This is a genomic window from Kitasatospora sp. NPDC058218, from assembly GCF_042882445.1.
In the GTDB taxonomy this organism is placed as follows: domain Bacteria; phylum Actinomycetota; class Actinomycetes; order Streptomycetales; family Streptomycetaceae; genus Kitasatospora.
The window spans coordinates 47,928-67,941 of record NZ_JBHVWC010000005.1; the positions used below are offsets into that span (position 1 = coordinate 47,928).

General features: G+C 75.7%; 8 protein-coding genes. 4 read left to right on the forward strand and 4 right to left on the reverse strand.

Annotated elements, in window-relative coordinates; translation table 11 throughout:
• The first annotated feature begins 144 nt into the window (after window positions 1-144).
• Together ACFVYI_RS04360 and ACFVYI_RS04365 are read left to right on the forward strand one after the other, a co-directional pair.
• Window positions 145-13,479 (forward strand): MupA/Atu3671 family FMN-dependent luciferase-like monooxygenase, encoded by a 13,335-nt coding sequence (locus ACFVYI_RS04360; protein WP_387881441.1) that lies wholly within the window; start codon window positions 145-147, stop codon window positions 13,477-13,479.
• Between the two features lie 5 nt (window positions 13,480-13,484).
• Window positions 13,485-14,975 carry a condensation domain-containing protein gene (locus ACFVYI_RS04365; RefSeq protein WP_387881443.1) on the forward strand — a complete coding sequence of 497 codons (1,491 nt, stop codon included), beginning with the start codon at window positions 13,485-13,487 and terminating at the stop codon, window positions 14,973-14,975.
• 64 nt (window positions 14,976-15,039) lie between these two features.
• Here ACFVYI_RS04365 and ACFVYI_RS04370 read toward each other — a convergent pair whose 3' ends face one another.
• From ACFVYI_RS04370 to ACFVYI_RS04380, 3 genes are all read right to left on the reverse strand, one after another.
• Window positions 15,040-15,795, reverse strand: coding sequence for an alpha/beta fold hydrolase (locus tag ACFVYI_RS04370; RefSeq protein ID WP_387881444.1), 756 nt, complete (start codon window positions 15,793-15,795; stop codon window positions 15,040-15,042).
• Between the two features lie 143 nt (window positions 15,796-15,938).
• Entirely contained in the window at window positions 15,939-16,286 is a 348-nt protein-coding gene (locus ACFVYI_RS04375; RefSeq protein WP_387881445.1) for a hypothetical protein, read from the reverse strand.
• A 164-nt stretch (window positions 16,287-16,450) separates the two neighbouring features.
• Complete coding sequence (locus ACFVYI_RS04380; RefSeq protein WP_387881446.1) at window positions 16,451-16,750, reverse strand: YciI family protein; 300 nt, start codon at window positions 16,748-16,750, stop codon at window positions 16,451-16,453.
• Window positions 16,751-16,899: 149 nt separating this feature from the next.
• Between ACFVYI_RS04380 and ACFVYI_RS04385 the strand changes: the two genes are divergently transcribed.
• The gene (locus tag ACFVYI_RS04385; RefSeq protein WP_387881447.1) at window positions 16,900-17,220 is read left to right on the forward strand and encodes a cupin domain-containing protein; all 321 of its coding nucleotides are present in this window, start codon (window positions 16,900-16,902) and stop codon (window positions 17,218-17,220) included.
• A gap of 110 nt (window positions 17,221-17,330) precedes the next feature.
• Window positions 17,331-18,848 (forward strand): FAD-binding protein, encoded by a 1,518-nt coding sequence (locus ACFVYI_RS04390; RefSeq protein ID WP_387881448.1) that lies wholly within the window; start codon window positions 17,331-17,333, stop codon window positions 18,846-18,848.
• Window positions 18,849-18,930: 82 nt separating this feature from the next.
• On the opposite strand, the gene ACFVYI_RS04395 is transcribed toward ACFVYI_RS04390, so the two are convergent.
• On the reverse strand, window positions 18,931-19,980 hold the full coding sequence (locus ACFVYI_RS04395) for a cupin domain-containing protein (RefSeq protein ID WP_387881449.1): 1,050 nt from the start codon (window positions 19,978-19,980) through the stop codon (window positions 18,931-18,933).
• Window positions 19,981-20,014 lie beyond the last annotated feature (34 nt).

Genomic DNA, 20,014 nt, shown 5'->3' on the forward strand with positions numbered 1-20,014 from the left:
CACCGCACGGCGCGCCCAGCCGCCGTGGCCCGGTCCGTTCGTCGTACCGGCCCGTTCGTCGTACCCCGGCCCGCCCGCAGCACCTGCGTTCCCGCCCGCCGCACCTCGCCCCCGCCAGCAGAGCCCAGGAAGGTACGACTCCACATGAGCGTCCACGGCCCCGCCCGCTCCCGACTCGACGTGGTGGAGGGCCGGTTACTGCACCACGCCGGCCTGGCCGACTGCGCCCTCGTCCCCGGCGGCGCACAGGGCGGCGCGGGACTGATCGCCTACCTGGTGCCCGCGGACGACCGGGACCGGGCCGGGCTGCGCCGCTGGGCCGCCGCGCAGCTGCTGGAGGACGCCCCCGGCGCCGAGATCCGCCTGGTGGACGGCATACCGCGCACCGCCGACGGCGCGCCGGACGCCGCCGCCCTGGCCGCCGCCCGCGATCCGCACGAGCACCCCCGGCCCACCCGGCAGCACCTGAGTCGACTCTCCGGCCGGTGGCGCCCGTTCGGTGCGGTCACGGCGCCCGGCCCCGGGACCGAATCGGAGCCGCAGCCGGCTTCCGGCGTGCCGGCCGTCGCCGTCGGGCCGACCCCGGTGGCGCTGCCCGACGGCCCCGCCGACCTGCCCGACGCGCTGCTGCGCGCCGCCCGGCTCCACCCCGAGCGCGGTCTGCACCTGGTGGGCGCCGACGGCCGCACCACCACCCTGCGCTACCCCGAGCTGCTGGACCGGGCGCTGCGCGTGCTCGGCACCCTCACCGCGGCCGGCCTGCGCCCGGGCGATCGCGCGATCCTCCAAGTCCCCGACCTGGAGTGCTACTTCCCCGCCCTCTGGGCCTGCCTGCTGGGCGGCGTGCTGCCCGTCACGGTGGCCCGCCCGCCCGGCTACGACCACCCGAGCCCGGTGCTGGAGAAGCTGGTCAACGCGTGGGAGACGCTGGAGCACCCGCCCGTGCTGGCCGCCGGTGAGGCGGTGGCCGGGCTCGCGGGAATCGGCGCGCTCCACCCGCAGGCGGCCGGGCTGCGGGTCCTCCCGGTCGACCGCTCCGCCGCGCAACCGCCCGCCACGCCGCACGGCGCCAGCGGGGACGTCGCGATCCTGCAGCTTTCCTCCGGCTCCACCGGGCGGTCCAAGGCGATCCAGATCAGCCACCGGGGCATCCTGGAGTACGTCGCGGGGGCGTGCGGGGAGGGCTACGCACCCGGCGACGCGACCGTCAACTGGCTGCCGCTCGACCATGTCGCGGGCCTGCTGATGTTCCACCTGCGGGACGTCGTGGCGGCCTGCGACCAGACCCACATCCCCACCGAACTCGTCCTCGCCGAGCCGCTGTTGTGGCTGGACACGCTGGAGCGCCGGCGCGCCGCGCACTCCTGGTCACCCAACTTCGGCTACCGGCTGGTCGCCGAGGCGCTGCGGGCCGCCCCCGAGCGGCGCTGGGACCTCTCGGCCGTCAAGTCCCTGATCAACGCGGGCGAGCAGTGCACCGAGAGCGTCGCCGACGAGTTCCTGGCCCGACTGGCTCCCTCCGGGCTACGGCCCGAACACCTGCTGCTCGGCTGGGGCATGGCCGAGACCTGCACCGTCATCACCTACAAGCGCTACGGCGAGGCCGGTGCCGTCCAGGTCCTGGCCACCGACTCGCTCACCGGAGACCTCCGGCCGCTGCCCGAAGGCTCCGCCGAGCCCGCCACCCGCTTCCTCTCGATGGGCCGCCCGGCCGCCGGGGCGCGGCTGCGGGTCGCCGACGACCGGGGCACCGTCCTGCCCGAGCTGCGGATCGGGCGCCTTCAGGTCTCCTCCGGCCGGGTCACCCCCGGCTACCTCAACAACCCGCAGGCGGACCGCGAATCCGCCACCGCCGACGGCTGGTTCGACACCGGGGACCTCGCCTACCTGCGCGACGGGGAGGTGATCCTCACCGGCCGCCGCAAGGAGATCATCATCATCAACGGCGTCCACCACTTCTGCCACGACCTGGAGGACGTGGTCTCCGCCGTCGACGGCGTGCTCTCCGGCCACGTCGCCGCCTGCGGTGTGCCCGACGAGCGCAGTGGCAGCGAGCAGTTGGCGGTCTTCTTCGTGCCCGCCCCGGAGGCGGCCGAGCCGCACCGGGTGGCCGGCGCCGTGCGGGCCGCGCTGGCCGAGCGCTTCGGGCTCTCGGCCGCTCTGGTGCTCCCGGTGCCGGCCGCCGACTTCCCCCGCACCACCAGCGGCAAGATCCAGCGCACCGCGATCCGCGCCCGGCTGCTCGACGGGGGCCTCGACGCGCCGATCGCCCGGCTGGACCTCGCCGAGGGCAACGCCCGCACGCTGCCGGACATCGTGCGCCGCCCGGCCTGGGAGCCCAGGCCCACGCCGGCCGCCCCCGCCCCGGCACCGTCGGAGACCGTCCTGCTGCTCGGTCCCGTCGGGCCCGGCACCCTGTCCGACGCGCTCGCCGCGCTGCTGCCGGGCGCCGTCCAGGCGTCGCAGGCGGACTCCCACGCCCGGCTCGGCGACGGCTATGCGCTCGACCAGCGGCGCTCCGAGAGCTGGCCCCGGCTGCTGGACGACCTGGAGGCCGCCGGCCGCCGCCCGCAGCGGGTGCTGCACCTGTGGGCGCAGGCCCCCGAGCCGGACGAGGTGCTGTGCGGCGAGGCCCTGATCGGCCTGGCCCGCGCGCTCGCCCACCGCTACGGCGGTGCCGGCCCGGGCAGCCGTGGGACGAGCGCCACCGACGGATCGGGCGGCGTCGGCGGATCGGGCGGCGTGGAACTCACCACCGTCAGCGCCGGCCTGCACGCCCTCGCCGACGGTGACGTACCGCGCCCGGTGGCCGCGCTGACCGCGGCCCTGACCGCCGGGGTCCGGGCCGAGCAGCTGCTCGGCGGTGCCCGCCACCTCGACCTGCCCGCCGGGGCGCCGCCGGACCCGCGGGCCGTGCTGGCCTTCCTCGCCGACCCGCGGCGCGAACCCGAGGCCGCCTGGCGCGACGGGCGCGCGTACGTGCCCCGGCTCGGCCCGTTGACCGAGCCGGACGACACCGCGCCGGCCTGCACGCTGCTCTCCCCCGGGGCCCGCTGGCTGGTGACCGGCGGGCTGGGCGGCCTCGCCGGTGAGCTGCTCCCGGAGCTGCTCCGCCGGCACGGCCCGCACCTGCTGCTCGTCGGGCGCACCGACCCGTACGCGGACGGACCGGAGGCGGCCCGGCGACGTACCGCGCTGGAACGGCTGGTCCGGGCCGGCGGCCGGGTCGAGTACCGGACGGCGGACGTGACGGACCGCCGGGCCCTGGCCACCGCCGTCGCCGAGGCCGAACAGGCCTGGGGCGCACCGCTGGAAGGGGTCCTGCACCTGGCCGGCGACTACCGGATCGGCCTGCTGGAGGAGCTGGGGCCCGAGCAGTGGCAGCAGGCCGTCCGGGCCAAGACCGAGGGCACCGACGCACTGGCCGAGCTGGTGGCGGCCCGCCCCGGCGCCCAGTTCGTCGGCTACTCCTCGATGATCGGCTTCCAGGAGGTGGTCGGCTCGGCCGGGTACGCGGCCGCCAACCGCTACCTGGAGGTGGCCGTCGAGCGGCTGCGCCGGGAGCACCGGGTGCCCGCCTGGACGGTCTCCTGGGGCCTGTGGCGCGGGGTCGGGATGAACCGGGAGACCTCCCACGACGAGGCCGCCGCCGAGCGCGGGATCGCCGTGTTCGACGCCGCGCAGGGCCGGCAGCTGGCCACCGCGCTGCTGGCGGCCCCGCCCGGTCACTACTACGCCGGGCCCGACACCGGCCGCCCCGCCGCCCGCCGCCGGCTGCTGGCGGACGAGCCGCGGCTGGTGGCCGAGTCGGACGGTCCGCCCGCCGCCGAGACCGTCCGCCGACCCGTCGCGCCGGCGCCCGCGCCGACCGAGCTGCGCCGCGCGGTCCTGGACACCTTCGAAGCCGTCCTCGGCGAGCCGGTCGACCCCGGCCGGGCGTTCCACGAACTCGGCCTCGGATCGGTCCAGTTGATGCGGGTCCACGCGGCGCTGGCGGCCGGTCCCGCACCGGGGCTCGGGCAGACCGCGCTGTTCCGCCACCCCACCGTGGACGCGCTGGCGGCCCACCTGGCCGGCGGTCCCCAGGAGCAGGTACCCGCCGCACCCGACGCGCCGCAGGTGGTGCCCGCCGACCGCCGGGTGGCGGTGATCGGTCTGGCGCTGCGCCTGCCCGGCGCGGACACCCCCGACCAGTACTGGCGCAACATCGTGGACGGCGTGGTCAGCACCACCCGGTACACCCCCGAACAGCTCGCCGCCGCCGGCATCCGGCCCGAGGAGTACACCCACCCCGACTTCGTCCCGGTCACCGCGCCGATCGCCGACATCGGCCACTTCGACGCCGAGGCCTTCGGGATCAGCGCCGCCGAGGCCGCCCTGATGGACCCCCAGCAGCGCTTGCTGCTGGAGACCTGCGCCCGGGCCCTGGACGACGGCGGCTACGGCGACACCGCACCCGACTCCCGGGTCGGCGTCTTCGCCGGCACCGGCATGACGCTGTACTCGCTGCGCACCTACCTCCAGCACGCCGTCGGCACGGCCGCCGACCCGGCACGGCCGGTCGAGGCGCTGCAGGTCGCGATCGGCAACCAGGCCGACTTCGCCGCCACCCGGGTCGCCTACCGGCTCGGCCTCACCGGGCCCGCCGTCGGCGTGCAGACCGCCTGCTCCACCTCGCTGGTCGCCGTCCACCTGGCCGTCCAGTCGCTGCTGACCGGCGACAGCGACCTCGCCCTCGCGGGAGCCGCCGCCCTGCACATCCCGCAGGCCGTCGGCTACCGCTACCAGGAGGGCTCGATCCTGGCGCCCGACGGCGTCTGCCGGGCCTTCGACGAGCGCGCCGGCGGCACCGTCGGCGGCAACGGCGTCGCCGCCGTCCTGCTCAAGCGCCTCGACCGGGCGCTGGCCGACGGCGACACGGTGCACGCGGTCATCCTCGGCTCCGCCGTCAACAACGACGGCGCGGGCAAGGTCGGCTACACCGCGCCCAGCGTGGACGGCCAGGCCGCCGTGATCGGCCGGGCCCTCGACGTGGCGGGCGTACCGGCCGACAGCATCGGCTACATCGAGGCGCACGGCACCGGCACCCCGCTCGGCGACCCGATCGAGGTGCAGGCCCTCACCCGCGCCTTCCGCGCCCGCACCGAGGCGGTGGGCTTCTGCGCCCTCGGCTCGGTCAAACCGAACATCGGCCACCTGGACACCTGCGCCGGGATGGCGGGCCTGATCAAGGCCGTCCTCGCGCTGCGCCACCGGGCGATCCCGCCGGTGGCGCACCTGACCCGGCCCAACCCGGCCCTGGGCCTGGCCGGCAGCCCCTTCGTGCTGCCCACCGGGGCCACCGACTGGCCCGCCGGGGACGCCCCGCGCCGGGCCGGCGTCAGCGCGCTGGGCGTCGGCGGCACCAACGCCCACCTGGTCCTGGAGGAGGCACCGGCGCCCCTGGCGGGAGCACCGGCGACCACCGACGCCACCGAGCCGCCGGTCGCCCTGCTGCCACTGTCCGCCCGCAGCCCGCAGGCACTGACCGAACTCGCGGCCACCGTGCTCGACCGGCTGCGCGGCGAGGCCGCGCCGCGACCGGCCGACCTGCTGCTCACCCTCGGCGCCGGCCGCCGCCCGCTGCGCCACCGGCTCACCGCCACCGGCGCCGGGCCCGCCGAACTCGCCGAGACGCTCGCCGCGTTCGTCGCCGGCCGCACCACCGGCCCGGCGCACTCGGCCCGGGACGCCGGGCGCGGCACACCGGCGCCCGTCCTGCTGTACACCGGGCAGGGTGCGCAGTACCGGGGCATGGCCGCCGGGCTGTACCAGGCGTACCCGGTGTTCCGGGAGGTGCTGGACACCTGCGACCGGCTGCACCGCGAGGCCTGGGGCGAGGCGCTGCTGCCCCTGCTGCTGGAGCCGGCCCCCGACGGCAAGGCGGGGGCCTGGAGCACCGAGACCGCGCAGCCGGCGCTGTTCGCCGTGCAGGCCGCGTACACCGCGCTCTGGGAGGAGTTCGGGCTGCGGCCGGCGGCGGTGGCGGGGCACAGCGCGGGCGAGTACGCGGCGGCGTACGCGGCCGGGGCGTTCTCGCTGGCCGACGGGCTCTTCCTGGCGGGGGTGCGCGGGCGGCTGATGCACCGGTCGACCGAGCCCGGCGCGATGACGGTGGCCCGCGCGTCCGCCGAACAGCTCGGCGCGCTCGCCGAGTGGCTGCCCGGGGTGGACCTGGCCGTGGTGAACGGCGCCGGGCAGTGCGTACTGGCCGGGCGGCCGGGGGACGTGGCCGCGGCGGAGGCGGTGCTGGCCCTGGAGGGGGTGGAGACCGAACGGCTGGCCGCCGACCGGGCGTTCCACTCCCGGCTGATGGAGCCGGTGCTGGAGCCCTTCCGGAGCCGGCTGGAACAGATCGCCCTGCGCCCGCTGCGGGTACCGCTGGTGAGCAACCTGGACGGTGTGGTGCTGGCGCCCGGCACGGTGCCCGACCCCGGGCACTTCGTCCGTCAGACCCGGGAGACCGCGCGCTTCGACCGGGTGCTCGCGACGCTGGACGGGCTCGGCCACGGGCTGTTCCTGGAGGTCGGTCCGCACCACACGCTGAGCGGGCTGGGCCGGCGCGAGCTCGCGCAGGCGGTGTTCGTGCCGAGCGGCCGGCGCGGACGCGGGCCGGAGCGCCAACTGCTGACCGCGCTCGGCACCCTGTGGACCCACGGGGTGCCGGTGGACTGGGCCGCGGCCGCCGCCGCCCGCCAGTGGCCCGACGGGCCCGCTCGGCGCGTACCACTGCCGGGCCGACCGTTCCACCGCACCCACCACTGGTTCACACCGCCCGCGAACGACGCCGGACCCGTACCGCCACCGGCAGCCGACGCCGGGCCCGTACCGCCGACCGTGGCCGGAGCCCGTCCGGGCCCCGACGCCCTGCCCGCTCACGTAGCCGTACCCGTACCTGACCGCACCGTTCTGGAGGAGCCCGTCATGACCGACACCCCCGCGCCGGACCCGGTGGAACAGGCGGCCGGCCTGGTCCTGAGCCGGGTCGTGGCGCAGACCGCGCGCCAGCTCGGCGTCACCGAGGATGCGGTGGGTGCCGAGGATCCGTTCTTCGACCTCGGGGCCGACTCGCTGTCGATGATCAACATGATCCGGGACCTGGAGCGGGCCTTCGGGGTGCGGGTCCCGATGCGTGAACTGTTCGAGGACGCGGACACCCCGGCGCGGCTCGCCGGGCTGATCGCGGGGCGGATGAGCGCCGACGCGCTGGCGGGCCTGGTGCCCGCGCCGACGGCGGTGCCGGTGCCCGCCGCGGTTCCGGCACCGGTGCCGCTGCCGGTCGCACCGCCGGTCGCGGCGGTGGTGCCGGAGGCGTCCGAGCCGGTCGCCGTGCCCGCTCCGGCGCCCGTGCAGCCGGCCCCCGCCGGCCCGGTGGCCGTGCCCGCCGGCGCTCCGGTGGCCGTGTCACCGCCCGCCGCCACTGCCCCGGTCGCGGTGGCGCCGCCTGCCGCTCTGGCGCCCGGCGCCGGATCGGCGCCCGGCGGGGCCGGCGCGGTGATCGAGCGCCAGCTCGCCCTGATGGGCCAGTTCTCCCAGTTGATGACCGACCAGCTCGGCCTGCTCGCCGGCGCCCCCGCGGCACCGGCCCTCCCTGCCGCACCGGCTCTCCCCGTCACGGCCCTCCCCGCCGCTGCCGTGGCGGACCAGCCCGTCGCCGCGCAACCCGCCCCGGCCCACGACAACGCCGCCGCCCAGCCCGCCCCCGCCGCCCCGCAGGTGCACGGCCCGCGCGTCACGGTGTCCCGGGACTCCGGGATGTCCGGCGGCGGCCTGACCGGCGAACAGCGCCGCCACCTGGACGAGTTGGTCGAGCGGTTCACCGCCCGTACCGCCGCCTCCAAGGCGCTCACCCAGCGCCACCGCCGAGTGCTCGCCGACAGCCGGGCCGTGGTCGGCTTCCGGTCGGCCACCAAGGAGATGCTCTACCCGCTCGCCGCCCGCCGGGCACAGGGCTCGCGTCTGGAGGACGTCGACGGCAACTCCTACGTCGACATCACGATGGGCTTCGGGGTGCTGCTCTTCGGCCACGAGCCCGCCTTCGTCCAGGAGGCCGTCCGCGAGCACCTGGCCGGCGGGCTGCGGCTGGGCCCGCGCGGCGACGAGACCGGCGAGGCCGCCGAGCTGCTGGCGGAGCTGACCGGCACCGAGCGCGTCGCGTTCGCCAACTCCGGGACGGAGGCCAACGCCGGGGCGATCCGGCTGGCCCGGGCGTACACCGGGCGGGACAAGATCGTCATGTTCGAGGGCTCGTACCACGGGCACTTCGACCACACGCTGGGCCGCTCGGTCGGCCACGGGGCCGAGCGCGAGACGGTGCCCGTGTCGATCGGCATCCCCGGCAGCGCGGTCGCCGACCTGGTCGTCCTCCCCTACGGGGACCCGGAGAGCCTGCGGGTCATCGACGAGTTGGGCGACCGGATCGCCGCCGTGCTCGTCGAGCCGGTGCAGAGCCGCCACCCCTCCCGGCAGCCGGCCGAGTTCGTGCGCGAGCTGCGCGACCTGACCACGCGCCGCGGCATCGTCCTGATCTTCGACGAGATGCTCACCGGCTTCCGTCCGAACCTGCGCGGTGCCCGCGGCTTCTGGGGTGTGGAGCCCGACCTGTCGACGTACGGCAAGGTGCTCGGCGGCGGCTTCCCGATCGGCGCCATCGCGGGGCGCGCCGCCGTGATGGACGGCATCGACGGCGGATTCTGGCAGTACGGGGACGCCAGCTACCCGCCGAACGACACCACCTTCTTCGGCGGCACCTACATCCAGCACCCGCTGTCGATGGCCGCCTGCCGCGCCGTGCTGCGGCACTTCAAGGAGCAGGGGCCGGGCCTGCAGGAGCGGCTGAACGCCCGTACCGGGGAGCTGGCCGCCACCCTCAACGGCTTCTTCGACGAGGAGGAGTTCCCGCTGCGGCTGGCGCACTTCGGCTCGCTCTTCCGCTTCGAGCCGCGTGCCGACATGGAGCTGCTCTTCCACCACCTGTTGGTCAAGGGCGTCTACGTCTGGGAGTGGCGCAACTTCTTCCTCTCCACCGCGCACTCCGACGGCGACATCGAGTTCGTGGCCGACGCCGTCCGGGAGTCCCTGCGGGACATGCGGCGCGGCGGCTTCTTCCCGTCCACGCGCACGGTCGCCGTCCCGGCGATGCCCGCGCCGCGCCGCGAACTGCCGGCGCCGGCGGCCCGGCCGGAGCAGCACGCACCGGCGCCTGCACCGGCACCGACGCCGACGTCCGTACCCGCACCCGCACCCGCACCCGCACCCGCACCCGCCGGTGATCCGGACCGCAAGGTCGACTTCAGCCTCTACTTCTTCGGCGACTACCCGCTCGACACCCGGCCCGAGGACCGCTACCGGATCGTCCTGGAGAGCGCCCGGTTCGCCGACCGCAACGGCTTCCACGCCGTCTGGCTGCCCGAGCGGCACTTCCACTCCTTCGGCGGCATCTTCCCCAACCCCTCCGTCCTGGCCGCCGCCATCGCCCGGGAGACCGAACGCGTCCGCCTGAACGCGGGCTGCGCCGTGCTGCCGCTGCACCACCCCGTCCGGGTCGCCGAGGAGTGGTCGGTGGTCGACAACCTGTCCGGCGGGCGGGTCGGCCTCGGCTGCGCCAGCGGCTGGCACCCCAACGACTTCCTCTTCTTCCCCGACCGCTACGGCACCCACAAGCAGCTGATGCACCAGCAGGTCGACACGATCCGGGCGCTGTGGCGCGGCGAGCCCTACCGGGGCCGCAGCGGCAACGGCGAGGAGATCGAGGTGCACCTGCACCCGCGGCCGCTCCAGGAGCTGCCGCCGATGTACACGGCGATCGTCGGCAACCCGGACAGCTTCCGCGAGGCCGCCCGCCACGACCTCGGCGTGATCACCAACCTGATGACCCAGAGCGTCGAGGAGCTGGCCGCCAACGTCGCCCTCTACCGGCGCACCCGGGCCGAGCACGGCCTGGACCCCGAGGCCGGACGGGTCGTGGTGCTGGTGCACAGCTACCTCGGCGCCGACCTCACCACCGCCCGCGAGCAGGCCTACCGCCCGTTCTGCGGTTACCTGCGCTCCTCGCTCTCCCTCTTCGGGCAGGTCGCCAACAGCCTCGGCCTCACCCTGGACTACGAGAACACCCCGGAGGAGGACCTGGAGTTCGTCCTGGAGCGCGCCTACGAGCGGTACTGCGCCTCGCGCGCGCTGATCGGCACCCCCGAGAGCGTGCAGACCGTACTGGACTCGCTGCGCGCCGCCGGCGCCGACGAGATCGCCGCCTTCGTCGACTTCGGCCTCTCGCCCGACCTGGTCGCCGCCGGCCTGCCGCACCTGGACGAGCTGCGCCGCACCGCCCAGCAGCCGCGCGAGCGGCGCGCCCCGCTGTCGTACGCCCAGCAGCGGATGTGGTTCCTGCACCGGATGCTGCCCGACAGCTCCCGCTACAACGAGGTCAAGGCCATCGCGCTGGACGGGCCGCTCGACCACCGCGCGCTGGCGGGCGCCCTGGACGCCCTGGCCGAACGGCACCCGGCGCTGCGCACCGTCTTCCGCGAGCAGGACGGCGAGCCGTACCAGGTGGTGCTGCCGGCCGCCGGCACGCCGCTGGTGGTCGAGGACGCCCCGGCCGACCGGGACGGCGAGGAGGCCGTCCGCGCGCTGGTCGCCGAGGAGGGTGCCCACCGCTTCGACCTGGCCGCCGGACCGCTGCTGCGCACCCGGCTGCTGCGCCTGAGCGCGGAGCGCCACGTGCTGGTCCTCGCCATGCACCACATCGTCATCGACACCCTCTCCGCCGTGGTGATCACCCGTGAGCTCGGCGAGCTCTACCGGGCCGCGCAGGCGGGCCGCCGCCCCGAGCTGCCCCAGTTGCCCACCAGCTACGCCGAGTTCGCGGCCCGGGAGCGGGCGCTGGTGGCCGAGGGCGCGCACACCGCGAGCCTGGAGCACTGGCGGACGGTCCTGGGCGGCGAGCTGCCGGTGCTGGCCCTGCCCACCGACCGGCCGCGCCCGGCCCTGCCGGACGGCCGGGGCCGCGCCTTCGTCCGCCTGCTGGACGGCGAACTCTCCGCCCGGGTGCGGGAGCTGGCCCGCTCCCGGCGCTCCACCCTGTTCATGGTGCTGCTCACCGCGTTCGCCGGCGTGCTGCACCGCTTCAGCGGCCAGGACGAGATCGTGCTCGGCACGCCCGTCGCCAACCGCGACGAGGGCACCGAGGACCTGGTCGGGTTCTTCGTCAACACCCTCGCCCTGCGCCTCGACCTGTCCGGGGAGCCGGACTTCGAACGGCTGCTGGCCCACGTCCGGAGCACCGCACTGGACGCCTACGACCACCAGCGGCTCCCGTTCGAGGTGCTGGTGCAGGAGCTGAACCCGACCCGCGACACCAGCCGCAACCCGCTCTTCCAGGTGATGGTGGAGTTCGAGAACCACGCGCTGTTCGAACTCGACCTGCCGGGCATCGACGCCCGCCCGCTGGACGACGTCGTCGACAAGGCCGGCTTCGACCTCACCCTCTTCCTGACCAACCTGCCCGAGGGCATCCGCTGCCATGTCGAGTACGCCACCGCGCTGTTCGACCGGGAGACCGTCGAGCGACTGCTGACCGCATTCGAGCAACTGCTCGCCGCCGCCGTCACCGACCCCGCCCGGCCGGTGGCCGAGCTGCTGCCCGGCGGCAGCGAGACGGCCACCCCCGCCCTGTCCGGCACCGCACCGCTGCGCGAGCGGCTGGCCCGCACGGCGGCCGAGCACCCCGACCGCACCGCCGTCCTCACCCCGGCCGGCACCTCCGTCAGCTACCGCGAGATCACCGACCGGGCCGAACGGTTGGCGGCGCGCCTGGCCGCCGCCGGGGTCACCGCCGGCACCCCCGTCGCCACCCTGCTGCCCCGCTCCGCCGACCAGGTGGCCGCGCTGCTCGCCGTGATCCGGCTGGGCGCGGTCCACGTGCCGATCGACCCGGTGCACGGCGCCGAACGCTGCCGGCTGATCGCCGCCGACAGCGGCGCGCCCCTCCTGCTCACCCGCACCGGCACCGACCGCCTCGGCATCACCCTGCCCGCCGTCCTGACCGACGACGACAGCCCGGTGCCGCCCGCGCCGGCCCCCGTCGACCCCGACCCGGAGTCGCCCGCGTACTGCCTCTACACCTCCGGCACCACGGGCCGGCCCAAGGGCGTCCTGATGCCCTACCGCGGCCTGCAGTCGCTGGTCGACTGGAACACCGACCAGCACGGCCCGCTGCGCACCCTGCAGTACGCCTCCTGCGGGTTCGACGTCTCCGTCCAGGAGGTCCTCACCGCCCTCGCCGGCGGCGGCACGATCGTCCTCGTCGACGAGGAGACCCGCTACGACGCCCGCGCGCTCGCCGCGTACCTCCGGCGCACCCGCACCGAGCGCATCCACCTCCCCCAGACCACGCTGACCAGCCTGCTCGGCGCGCTCGCCGAGGCCCCGGTGCCCGACCTGCGCGAGATCGTCTCCGGCGGCGAGCAGCTGCTGCTCACCCCGGCGCTGCGCGCGTTCCTGCGCACCAACCCGCAGTGCCGGCTGTTCAACCACTACGGGCCCACCGAGACCCATGCGATGACCAGCATCGAGCTGTCCGCCGACGGCCCCGACCACGCCCCGATCGGCCACCCGGTGCCCGGCAGCCGCGTCCAGCTGCTCGACCCGCACGGCCGTCCGGTGCCGGACGGCGCCGCCGGCGAGATCCACATCCTCGGGGACTCGGTCGGCCTCGGCTACCTGAACCGCCCCGAGGAGACCGCCGCCGCCTTCGTCGCCACCCCGGAGGGCCTGCGCTACCGCACCGGCGACCTGGGCCGGCTGCGGCCCGACGGCGCCCTGGACTTCCTCGGCCGGATCGACGAGCAGGTGAAGATCCGCGGCTACCGGATCGAACCCGGCGAGGTGGAGAACGTGCTGCGCACCGTCCCCGGGGTACGGGCCGCCGCCGTCGCCGCGCAGCACGGCCCGCAGGGCACCGCACTCGCCGCGTACGTCGTGCTCGCCGGGGACCCGGACGGCGGACCGGCCTCCGACGCCGGCCTCGCCCCGGTGCGCGACGAACTCGCCGACCGGCTGCCCGAGCACATGGTGCCCCGGCTCTGGGCCCGCGTGGAGCACGTGCCGCTGACCCGCAACGGCAAGCTGGACCGCGCCGCGCTGCCGCCGGCCGAACCGATCGGGGCCGCCTCCGACACCGCCCCCGCCACCGCACTGGAGCAGCACCTCCAGCAGCTCTGGGCGAAGGAACTGGACGTCCCCGCCCCGGGCGTGGAGACCTCCTTCTTCGATCTGGGCGGGCACTCGCTGGCCGCCACCCGGCTGCTCAACCTGGTCCGCGAGGAGACCGGACTGGAGATCGGCATCCTCGACTTCTTCCGCCGCCCCACCATCCGCGGCATGGCCGACCGGGCCCGCACCGCCGAGCCGGCCGAGACCTTCGAGCGAGGGACGCTGTGACCGCCGTGCCCGCCGTGCCTCCCGTTCCCGCCGAATCCGCCGTGCCCGCCGCGACCGAGGACTGGCAACGCCTCGTCGGGCTGCTGGACGAGCGGGAGATCGTCCTCTCCACCGAGGGCGACCGGCTGGAGTACCTCGCCCCGCCCGGGGCGATGGACGCCCACCTGGTCGCCCTGATCAAGGGGGAACGGCAACGGCTGCTGGCCACCCTGACGGGTGACGGCGCCGCCGAGGCCGCCGCACCGGCCGGCATCGCCCAGGCCCGGATGCACCGCGGCCACGGCCGGGCGGCCGACCCGAGCCTCTGGAACATCACCCAGCGGATCACCCTGCGCGGCCCGCTCGACCCCGAGCGCCTGCAACGGGCCCTGACCGCCCTGACGGCCCGGCACCGCAGCCTGCGCACCCGCTACACGCCCACCGACCTCGGCCTGCTCCAGCAGGTGCTGCCCGCCCCCGACGCCCTGCCGCTGCCGGTCACCGAGGTGAGCGACGGCGGGGCGGCGGTCGACGCCGCCACCCGCGAGGAGGCCGCCACCCCGTTCGACCTCGGCGCGCCGCCCCTGCTGCGGGCCCGGCTGCTGCGACCGGCCCCCGAGCACCACGTCCTGCTGCTGACGATCCATCACATCGCACTGGACGGCTGGTCGCTGGCGACCCTGCTGGCGGACTTCGGCGCACTGTACGAGGACCACCTGGCCGTGCTGCCCGAGCCGGGGTCGATGATCGAACACGCCTGCTGGGAGCGGACGGTGGTGACCCGCGAGGCGAGGCGCCGGGCCACCGCCCGCTTCGCCGAACGCCTCGCCGGGCTGCCGCTCACGGTGCCGCTGCCCACCGACCGGCCCCGCCCGGAGCGGCGCTCCGGGCACGGCGGCGTGCTGCACTTCGCACTGACACCCGAGCTCACCTCGGCGCTGAACCGGTGCGCGGCCCGCCGCTCGACCACCCCGGCGGCCGTGGTGCTGGCCGCCCTGGGCGATCTGCTGGGCGAACTCACCGGCGACGAGGAGACCTTGGTGATGCTCTCGACCGCCAACCGGCGGCGGCGGGAGCACGAGGGGCTGGTCGGGCTGCTGACCACCAACCTGCCGGTCCGGCTGCCCAACCGGGCCCCGGGCGGCTTCGCCGCTCTGATCGACCGGGCGGGCGAGGCCCTGGCCACCACGCTCGACCAGGCGGACGTCCCGTTCGGCCTGGTCACGGAGGACCTGCGGGCACGGGGACTGGAACTTCCGCCGTCCTTCCCGCAGGTGCTGCTGGCCGTGCAGACCACCCCGGCGCCGGTCCTGGAGCTGACCGGCCTGGACGTTCTGGTCGAGGACGTCCCGGGCAGCAGCGCCCGGTCGGACCTGCTGCTGATGCTCACCCCCGAGGGCGGCGGGCTGGCCGGCCTGGCCGAGTACGACGCCGACCTCTTCGACGAGGCGACCGTACGGGGCTGGCTGGACCGCCTGGTGCGGCGGCTGGCCGAGCAGGTGCCGCCGCTGGCGTGACGCCCGCGAGGGTCCGGCCCCGGTGCGGGGCCGGACCCTCACCGGGGTCGCGCCCGGGGCCCGGTCAGGCGCGCAGGAACGCCTCCAGGGCGGTCGCCAGCGCCACCGGGACTTCGTGCATCGGGTAGTGCCCGGAGTTGGTCAGGACCTCCAGGTCCGCGTTCGGGTAGTGGGCCAGCCAGGTGCCGCGCATCACCTCGGCCGACAGCGCGAGGTCGTGCTCGCCGGCGAAGACCTTGACCGGGAGCGTGCTGCCGGCGACCTTGGCCGCGAAGTCCTGGGTGGTCCAGTCGTCGAGATAGCCGGCGAAGGCCTCCGGGCGGGAGTCGGCCACCGAGCGGGCCGTCATCGCGTCCAGCCAACGGCCGCAGGCGCGGTGCCCGGTCACCCGATCGAGGATCGCCCGCCGGTTGGCGGGGCGCTCCGCGGCCCCGTGGAACAGGTCGTACGCATCGCCCTCCAGCGGGTAGGCGCTCGCGGGCGCCGGCGTCACCCCCACCAGCTTGCGCACCCGGCCCGGCGCCTGCGCCAGGACGCGCTGCGCCGCCTTGCCGCCCATCGAGTGCCCGACCACCGAGAAGGAGTCCCAACCCAGCTGGTCCGTCAGGGCGAGCGCGTCCGACGCGATCTCGGCGAGGGTGAACTCGCCTGCCACGTCGCGCCGTTCACCATAGCCCCGATAGTCGAAGAAGGCGTATCCGAAGGTCTCCGGGTCGAGGTGGTCGAGGAACGGGCCCCAGCCCGCACTGGTGCCGAACCAGTCGTGCAGGACGAGTACCTTGTGCTCGCCGCTGCCGATGGTGCGGTGACTGATAGTCATGACGTGCTCCCGTTCCGTGGCCTGCCGGTTCTCCTCCCCCGGACCGCCGGGCGCCAATCCCGCCGGTGACCCCCGGCGGGGCCTCAGCGGTCCGCCGGCCGGGACCAGCGGCCGCGAGCCCCGGCGCAGCGGCCCCGTCCCCCCTACTCGGACACCTCGCCCTCACCGGCCCTCTCGCACCCGAGGACACCGACGACGATGAGCCTGCCCGGGTGCTCCTCGTCCTTGCCGCTGCCCAGCTGCGCACACTGCCAGCCGTCCTCGTCGCCCGCCTGCTTGATGGTCCCGGGGCCCTCGTAGTCGGCGGGGCCGCCGGTGCAGTCCGCTCCCGCGACGCGGTTGATGTCGTCGACCAGGACGAACTGGCAGGTGTAGACGGGATCCTGATCGGCGGCCTGGGCGGCGGCGGGGGCGCCGAGCACGGCGGCGCCGGCGAGGAGGGTCGCACTCGCCGTGGCGGCGAGGTGTCCGAGGGCGCGCAGGAGCTTCATCGGGGTCCTTCCGGGGGTACGGAGTTCAGTGCCACCGGAAGGTAACCGCGGCCTCGGCCGGGAGGCCGGACAGCCTCGCCAGCGCCGGGTGAGCATCACTCGAACGAGGAGGCCACCGCCGTCACGCCCGCCCCGCGCGGTCTCCGGGGCGGGCGGGCGAATGGTCAGGCGGGCAGTTCCTGGCGGTAGGCGTCCAGCGCCGGCGCGGTGGTGGTCGCGAGGAACTCGGTGACGGTGTACTCGACCAGGCCTGCCTCGCTGAACGGGTCGGTCCGGACGATCTGCTCGACGGCCGCCCGGTCGGTGCCCACCGCGACGATCACGCCGCCGTCGCGGGGCACCTTGCGGCCCGAGGCGAGGAAGGTGCCGGCGTCGTAGTGCTCCTTCAGCCACTCCACGTGCTGCGGGAGCACGGCGTCGATGCGGTCCAGGGGCGCGGTGTAGGTCAACTCGAGAACGAACATGAGGCCCAGGCTAGCCCGAGCCGTCGAGGGGCCGTCAGCTGCCCGGAGATTTTGCCGAACGGTCGACCAACGGGCCCCGCCGCGCCGGTAGCGTGCGGACATCCCCATCGATCACGGGCGCGGCCAGGCCGCGCCGGAAGAGGTGTGCCGTGAACCGGTTCGACGTCCCCGCAACCGCCGCCGTACTGCCGCAGGCCTGGCGCTCGCGCGTCCTTGGCCGGGTGGGCACGGCCGCCGTCAAGGTGCTGCGGATGGACGGACTGCCGCTGGAGGAGGAACGGCACGAGCACGCCGAGGCGCTGCTCGTCTTCGACGGCCGGCTGCACCTGCTGGTCGCGGGCGCCGACGTCCCGCTCGGCCCGGGTGAGCTGTACGTGGTGGCGGCCGGTGTCCCGCACGCCGTGGCGGCGGGCAGCCGGGGCACGCTGGTGATCGTGGAGGTGGACGATGACGCCTCCGTACCCGCGTGACGGTGGCCCGCGCGCCCCGGTCTGCTCGCCTCCGCCGCAGGGGATTGCGCGTGTACGTGCCGACTGCGGTACAACACTGCTCATATGACGATTGATCGGAGAAATCTGTAATGAGCAAGTCAGCTCTGCCCCGCCGCGGTCTGCTCGTCGGCACGGCGGCCACGGTCATAGGGTGGAACACCGCCGGACGCAGCTGGGCCGTCGCCGCCGACCAGGGCACTCCCGCCACCACCGGGGCCACGGCCGCGCAGGACGCGGTGGCCGCGCTGCCCCGGCTGGACGGCACTCTGGTCACCGACCCCACCACGCTCACCCGGTTCGCCGGTGACTTCGGGCACCTGGTGACCGCCGCGCCACGGGCCGTGCTGCGGCCCGGTTCGGTGCGCGACATCGCCGAGGTCGTCGGCTTCGCCCACCGCCACCGGATCCCCGTCGCCGTGAACGGCCAGAGCGGCGGCGGCACGACGGCGGAGCTGGAGTCGCACTCCAACTACGGGCAGGCCGCCGCGCCCGGCGGAATCGCCGTCGACGCCCGCGGCCTGGACCGCATCCTCGCCGTCACCCCCGGCCGGGCCGTCGTCGAGGCCGGCGTCACCTGGGCACAGCTGACCGACGCCGCACTCGCCCGGGGCTGGATGCCGCCCTGCCTGACGGACTACCTGCACCTGTCCGTCGGCGGGACGCTGAGCGTCGGCGGGATCGGCTCGGGCGTGCAGCGACACGGTCTGCAGGCCGACACCGTCGAATCGGTCGACGTGGTCACCGGCACCGGCCGGCTCCTCACCGCCTCGCCCACCAGCAACCGCCAGCTGTTCGAGGCCGTGCTGGCCGGCGCCGGCCAGGCCGGCATCATCGTCCGCGCCACGCTGCGCCTCGTCCCGGCCCGCGCACACGCCCTGGTGTTCGCCCTGTTCTACGACGACCTCGCCGCCTACCTCGGCGACCAGGAACGGATCATGGCCGAGCGTCGCTTCGACCTCCAGGCCGGCGAGGTGGTGCGCAACGCCGAGGGCACCGCATGGCGGTACAAGATCGAGGTCGTCGCCCACCACGACGGCGCCACGCCCCCGGACCAGGCCGCCCTGCTGCGCGGGCTGCGCTGCCTACCCGGCGAGACCACCGTCACCGACCAGAGCGCCCGCGACTACGCCTTCCGCGTCGACGGCTTCGCCGCCTATCTGAAGGCCACCGGCCTCTGGGCGCAGCCCAAGCCCTGGCTCAGCCTCTTCCTGCCCGCGTCCACCGCGCAGACCTTCGTCCGCGAGGCCACCGCACTGCTCACCCCCGCGGACCTCGGCGCCGGGATCCTGCTGCTCTACCCCTACACCACCGCCACCCTGACCCGCCCGCTGGCCGTGATGCCGAACGAGCCGGTCGGCTGGCACTTCGACCTGTTGTCCTTCCCCGCCCCCGGCGCCGACACCGCCGCCATGCTGCGCCGCAACCGGCACCTCTACGAGCGCGCCGTCGCCCTGGGCGGCAAGCGCTACCTGATCGGCGCGATCCCCGGCATGACACCCGCGGACTGGCGCCGCCACTACGGCGCGCAGTGGAGGGCGGCGACCGCCGCGAAGCACCGGTACGACCCGGCCGGCATCCTCACCCCTGGTCAGGGCATCCACGCCTGACCGACCGCGCGGCCCGTCGTCCGCCTGCCTCGCGGGCGACGGGCCGGCCGGCCGACGGGAGAGCCGGGGGCGGCCGAAGCCTTCACCAGGGTGTCCCGGTTCGTCCGTCCGCCGTGACGGGCTCATCGGTCCCCCCGGCGGACCCCGGGTCGGCGATCGCCTCTCCGAGCCGGCGTCCGGCGCCGCCGGCCAGCCGCCGGTGCTCCTGCGGGGTGATCCCGCGAACCCTCTTGAAGGCGGTGCTGAGCGCGAAGGCGTTGCCGTACCCGACCCGGCGGGCCACCGAGGCGACGGTGTGCTCGGGATCCCGGAACAGGTCGGCGGCCAACGCCAGCCGCCAGGCGGCGAGGTAGGCCATCGGCGGCTCGCCGACCAGCGCGGTGAACCGGCGGGCCAGGCCCGCGCGGGAGATGCCGACCTCGGCGGCCAGCGCGGCCACCGTCCAGGCGCGCGCCGGGTCGTCGTGCAGCAGGCGCAGGGCCGGACCGACCACCCGGTCGTGCTGGGCCCGGTACCAGGCGGGGGCGCTGCTGTCCGGGGCCGCGAGCCAGCTGCGCAGCACCCCGACGACCAGGAGGTCCAGCAGGCGGTCCAGGACCAGTTCCTGGCCGGGCTCGTCGCGGGACATCTCGGCGGCCAGCAGATGGACCAGGGTGTCCTCGGTGGCGGCGCCCCGCCCGGCGGGGCGGACCAGCAGAGCGGGCAGATGGGCCAACAGCCGCCGGCCGATCTCGTGTTCGGCCTGGTAGGTGCCGGAGAGCAGTACGGCGGAGCTCTCGTCGCCGGGCCGGACCTCGCCCCAGGTACGGAGGCCCAGGGACATCGAGGCGGCGACGTCGACGCCGTCGCGCGAGCAGATCTGGCCCGGACCGATCACCACCCGGACCGGGGTGTCGGGGGTGTCGGCCACGGTGTAGGGCGCCGGGCCGCGCAGGACGGCGACATCGCCGGGGCTCAGCCGGACCGGCGTGCCGCCGTCGGGCAGGATCCAGGCGTCGCCCCGGATCGGGGTGACCACCGCCAGCGGTGCGCCGTCCTCGATCCGCAGGGACCACGGCGGGCTGAGGATCGAGCGCAGCAGGAACGCGCCGCGCGCCTTCGGTCCGTCCAGCAGCCCCGTGAGAGTGTCCATGGGGCAAGAGTAGACGCGTGGACATGGATTGACA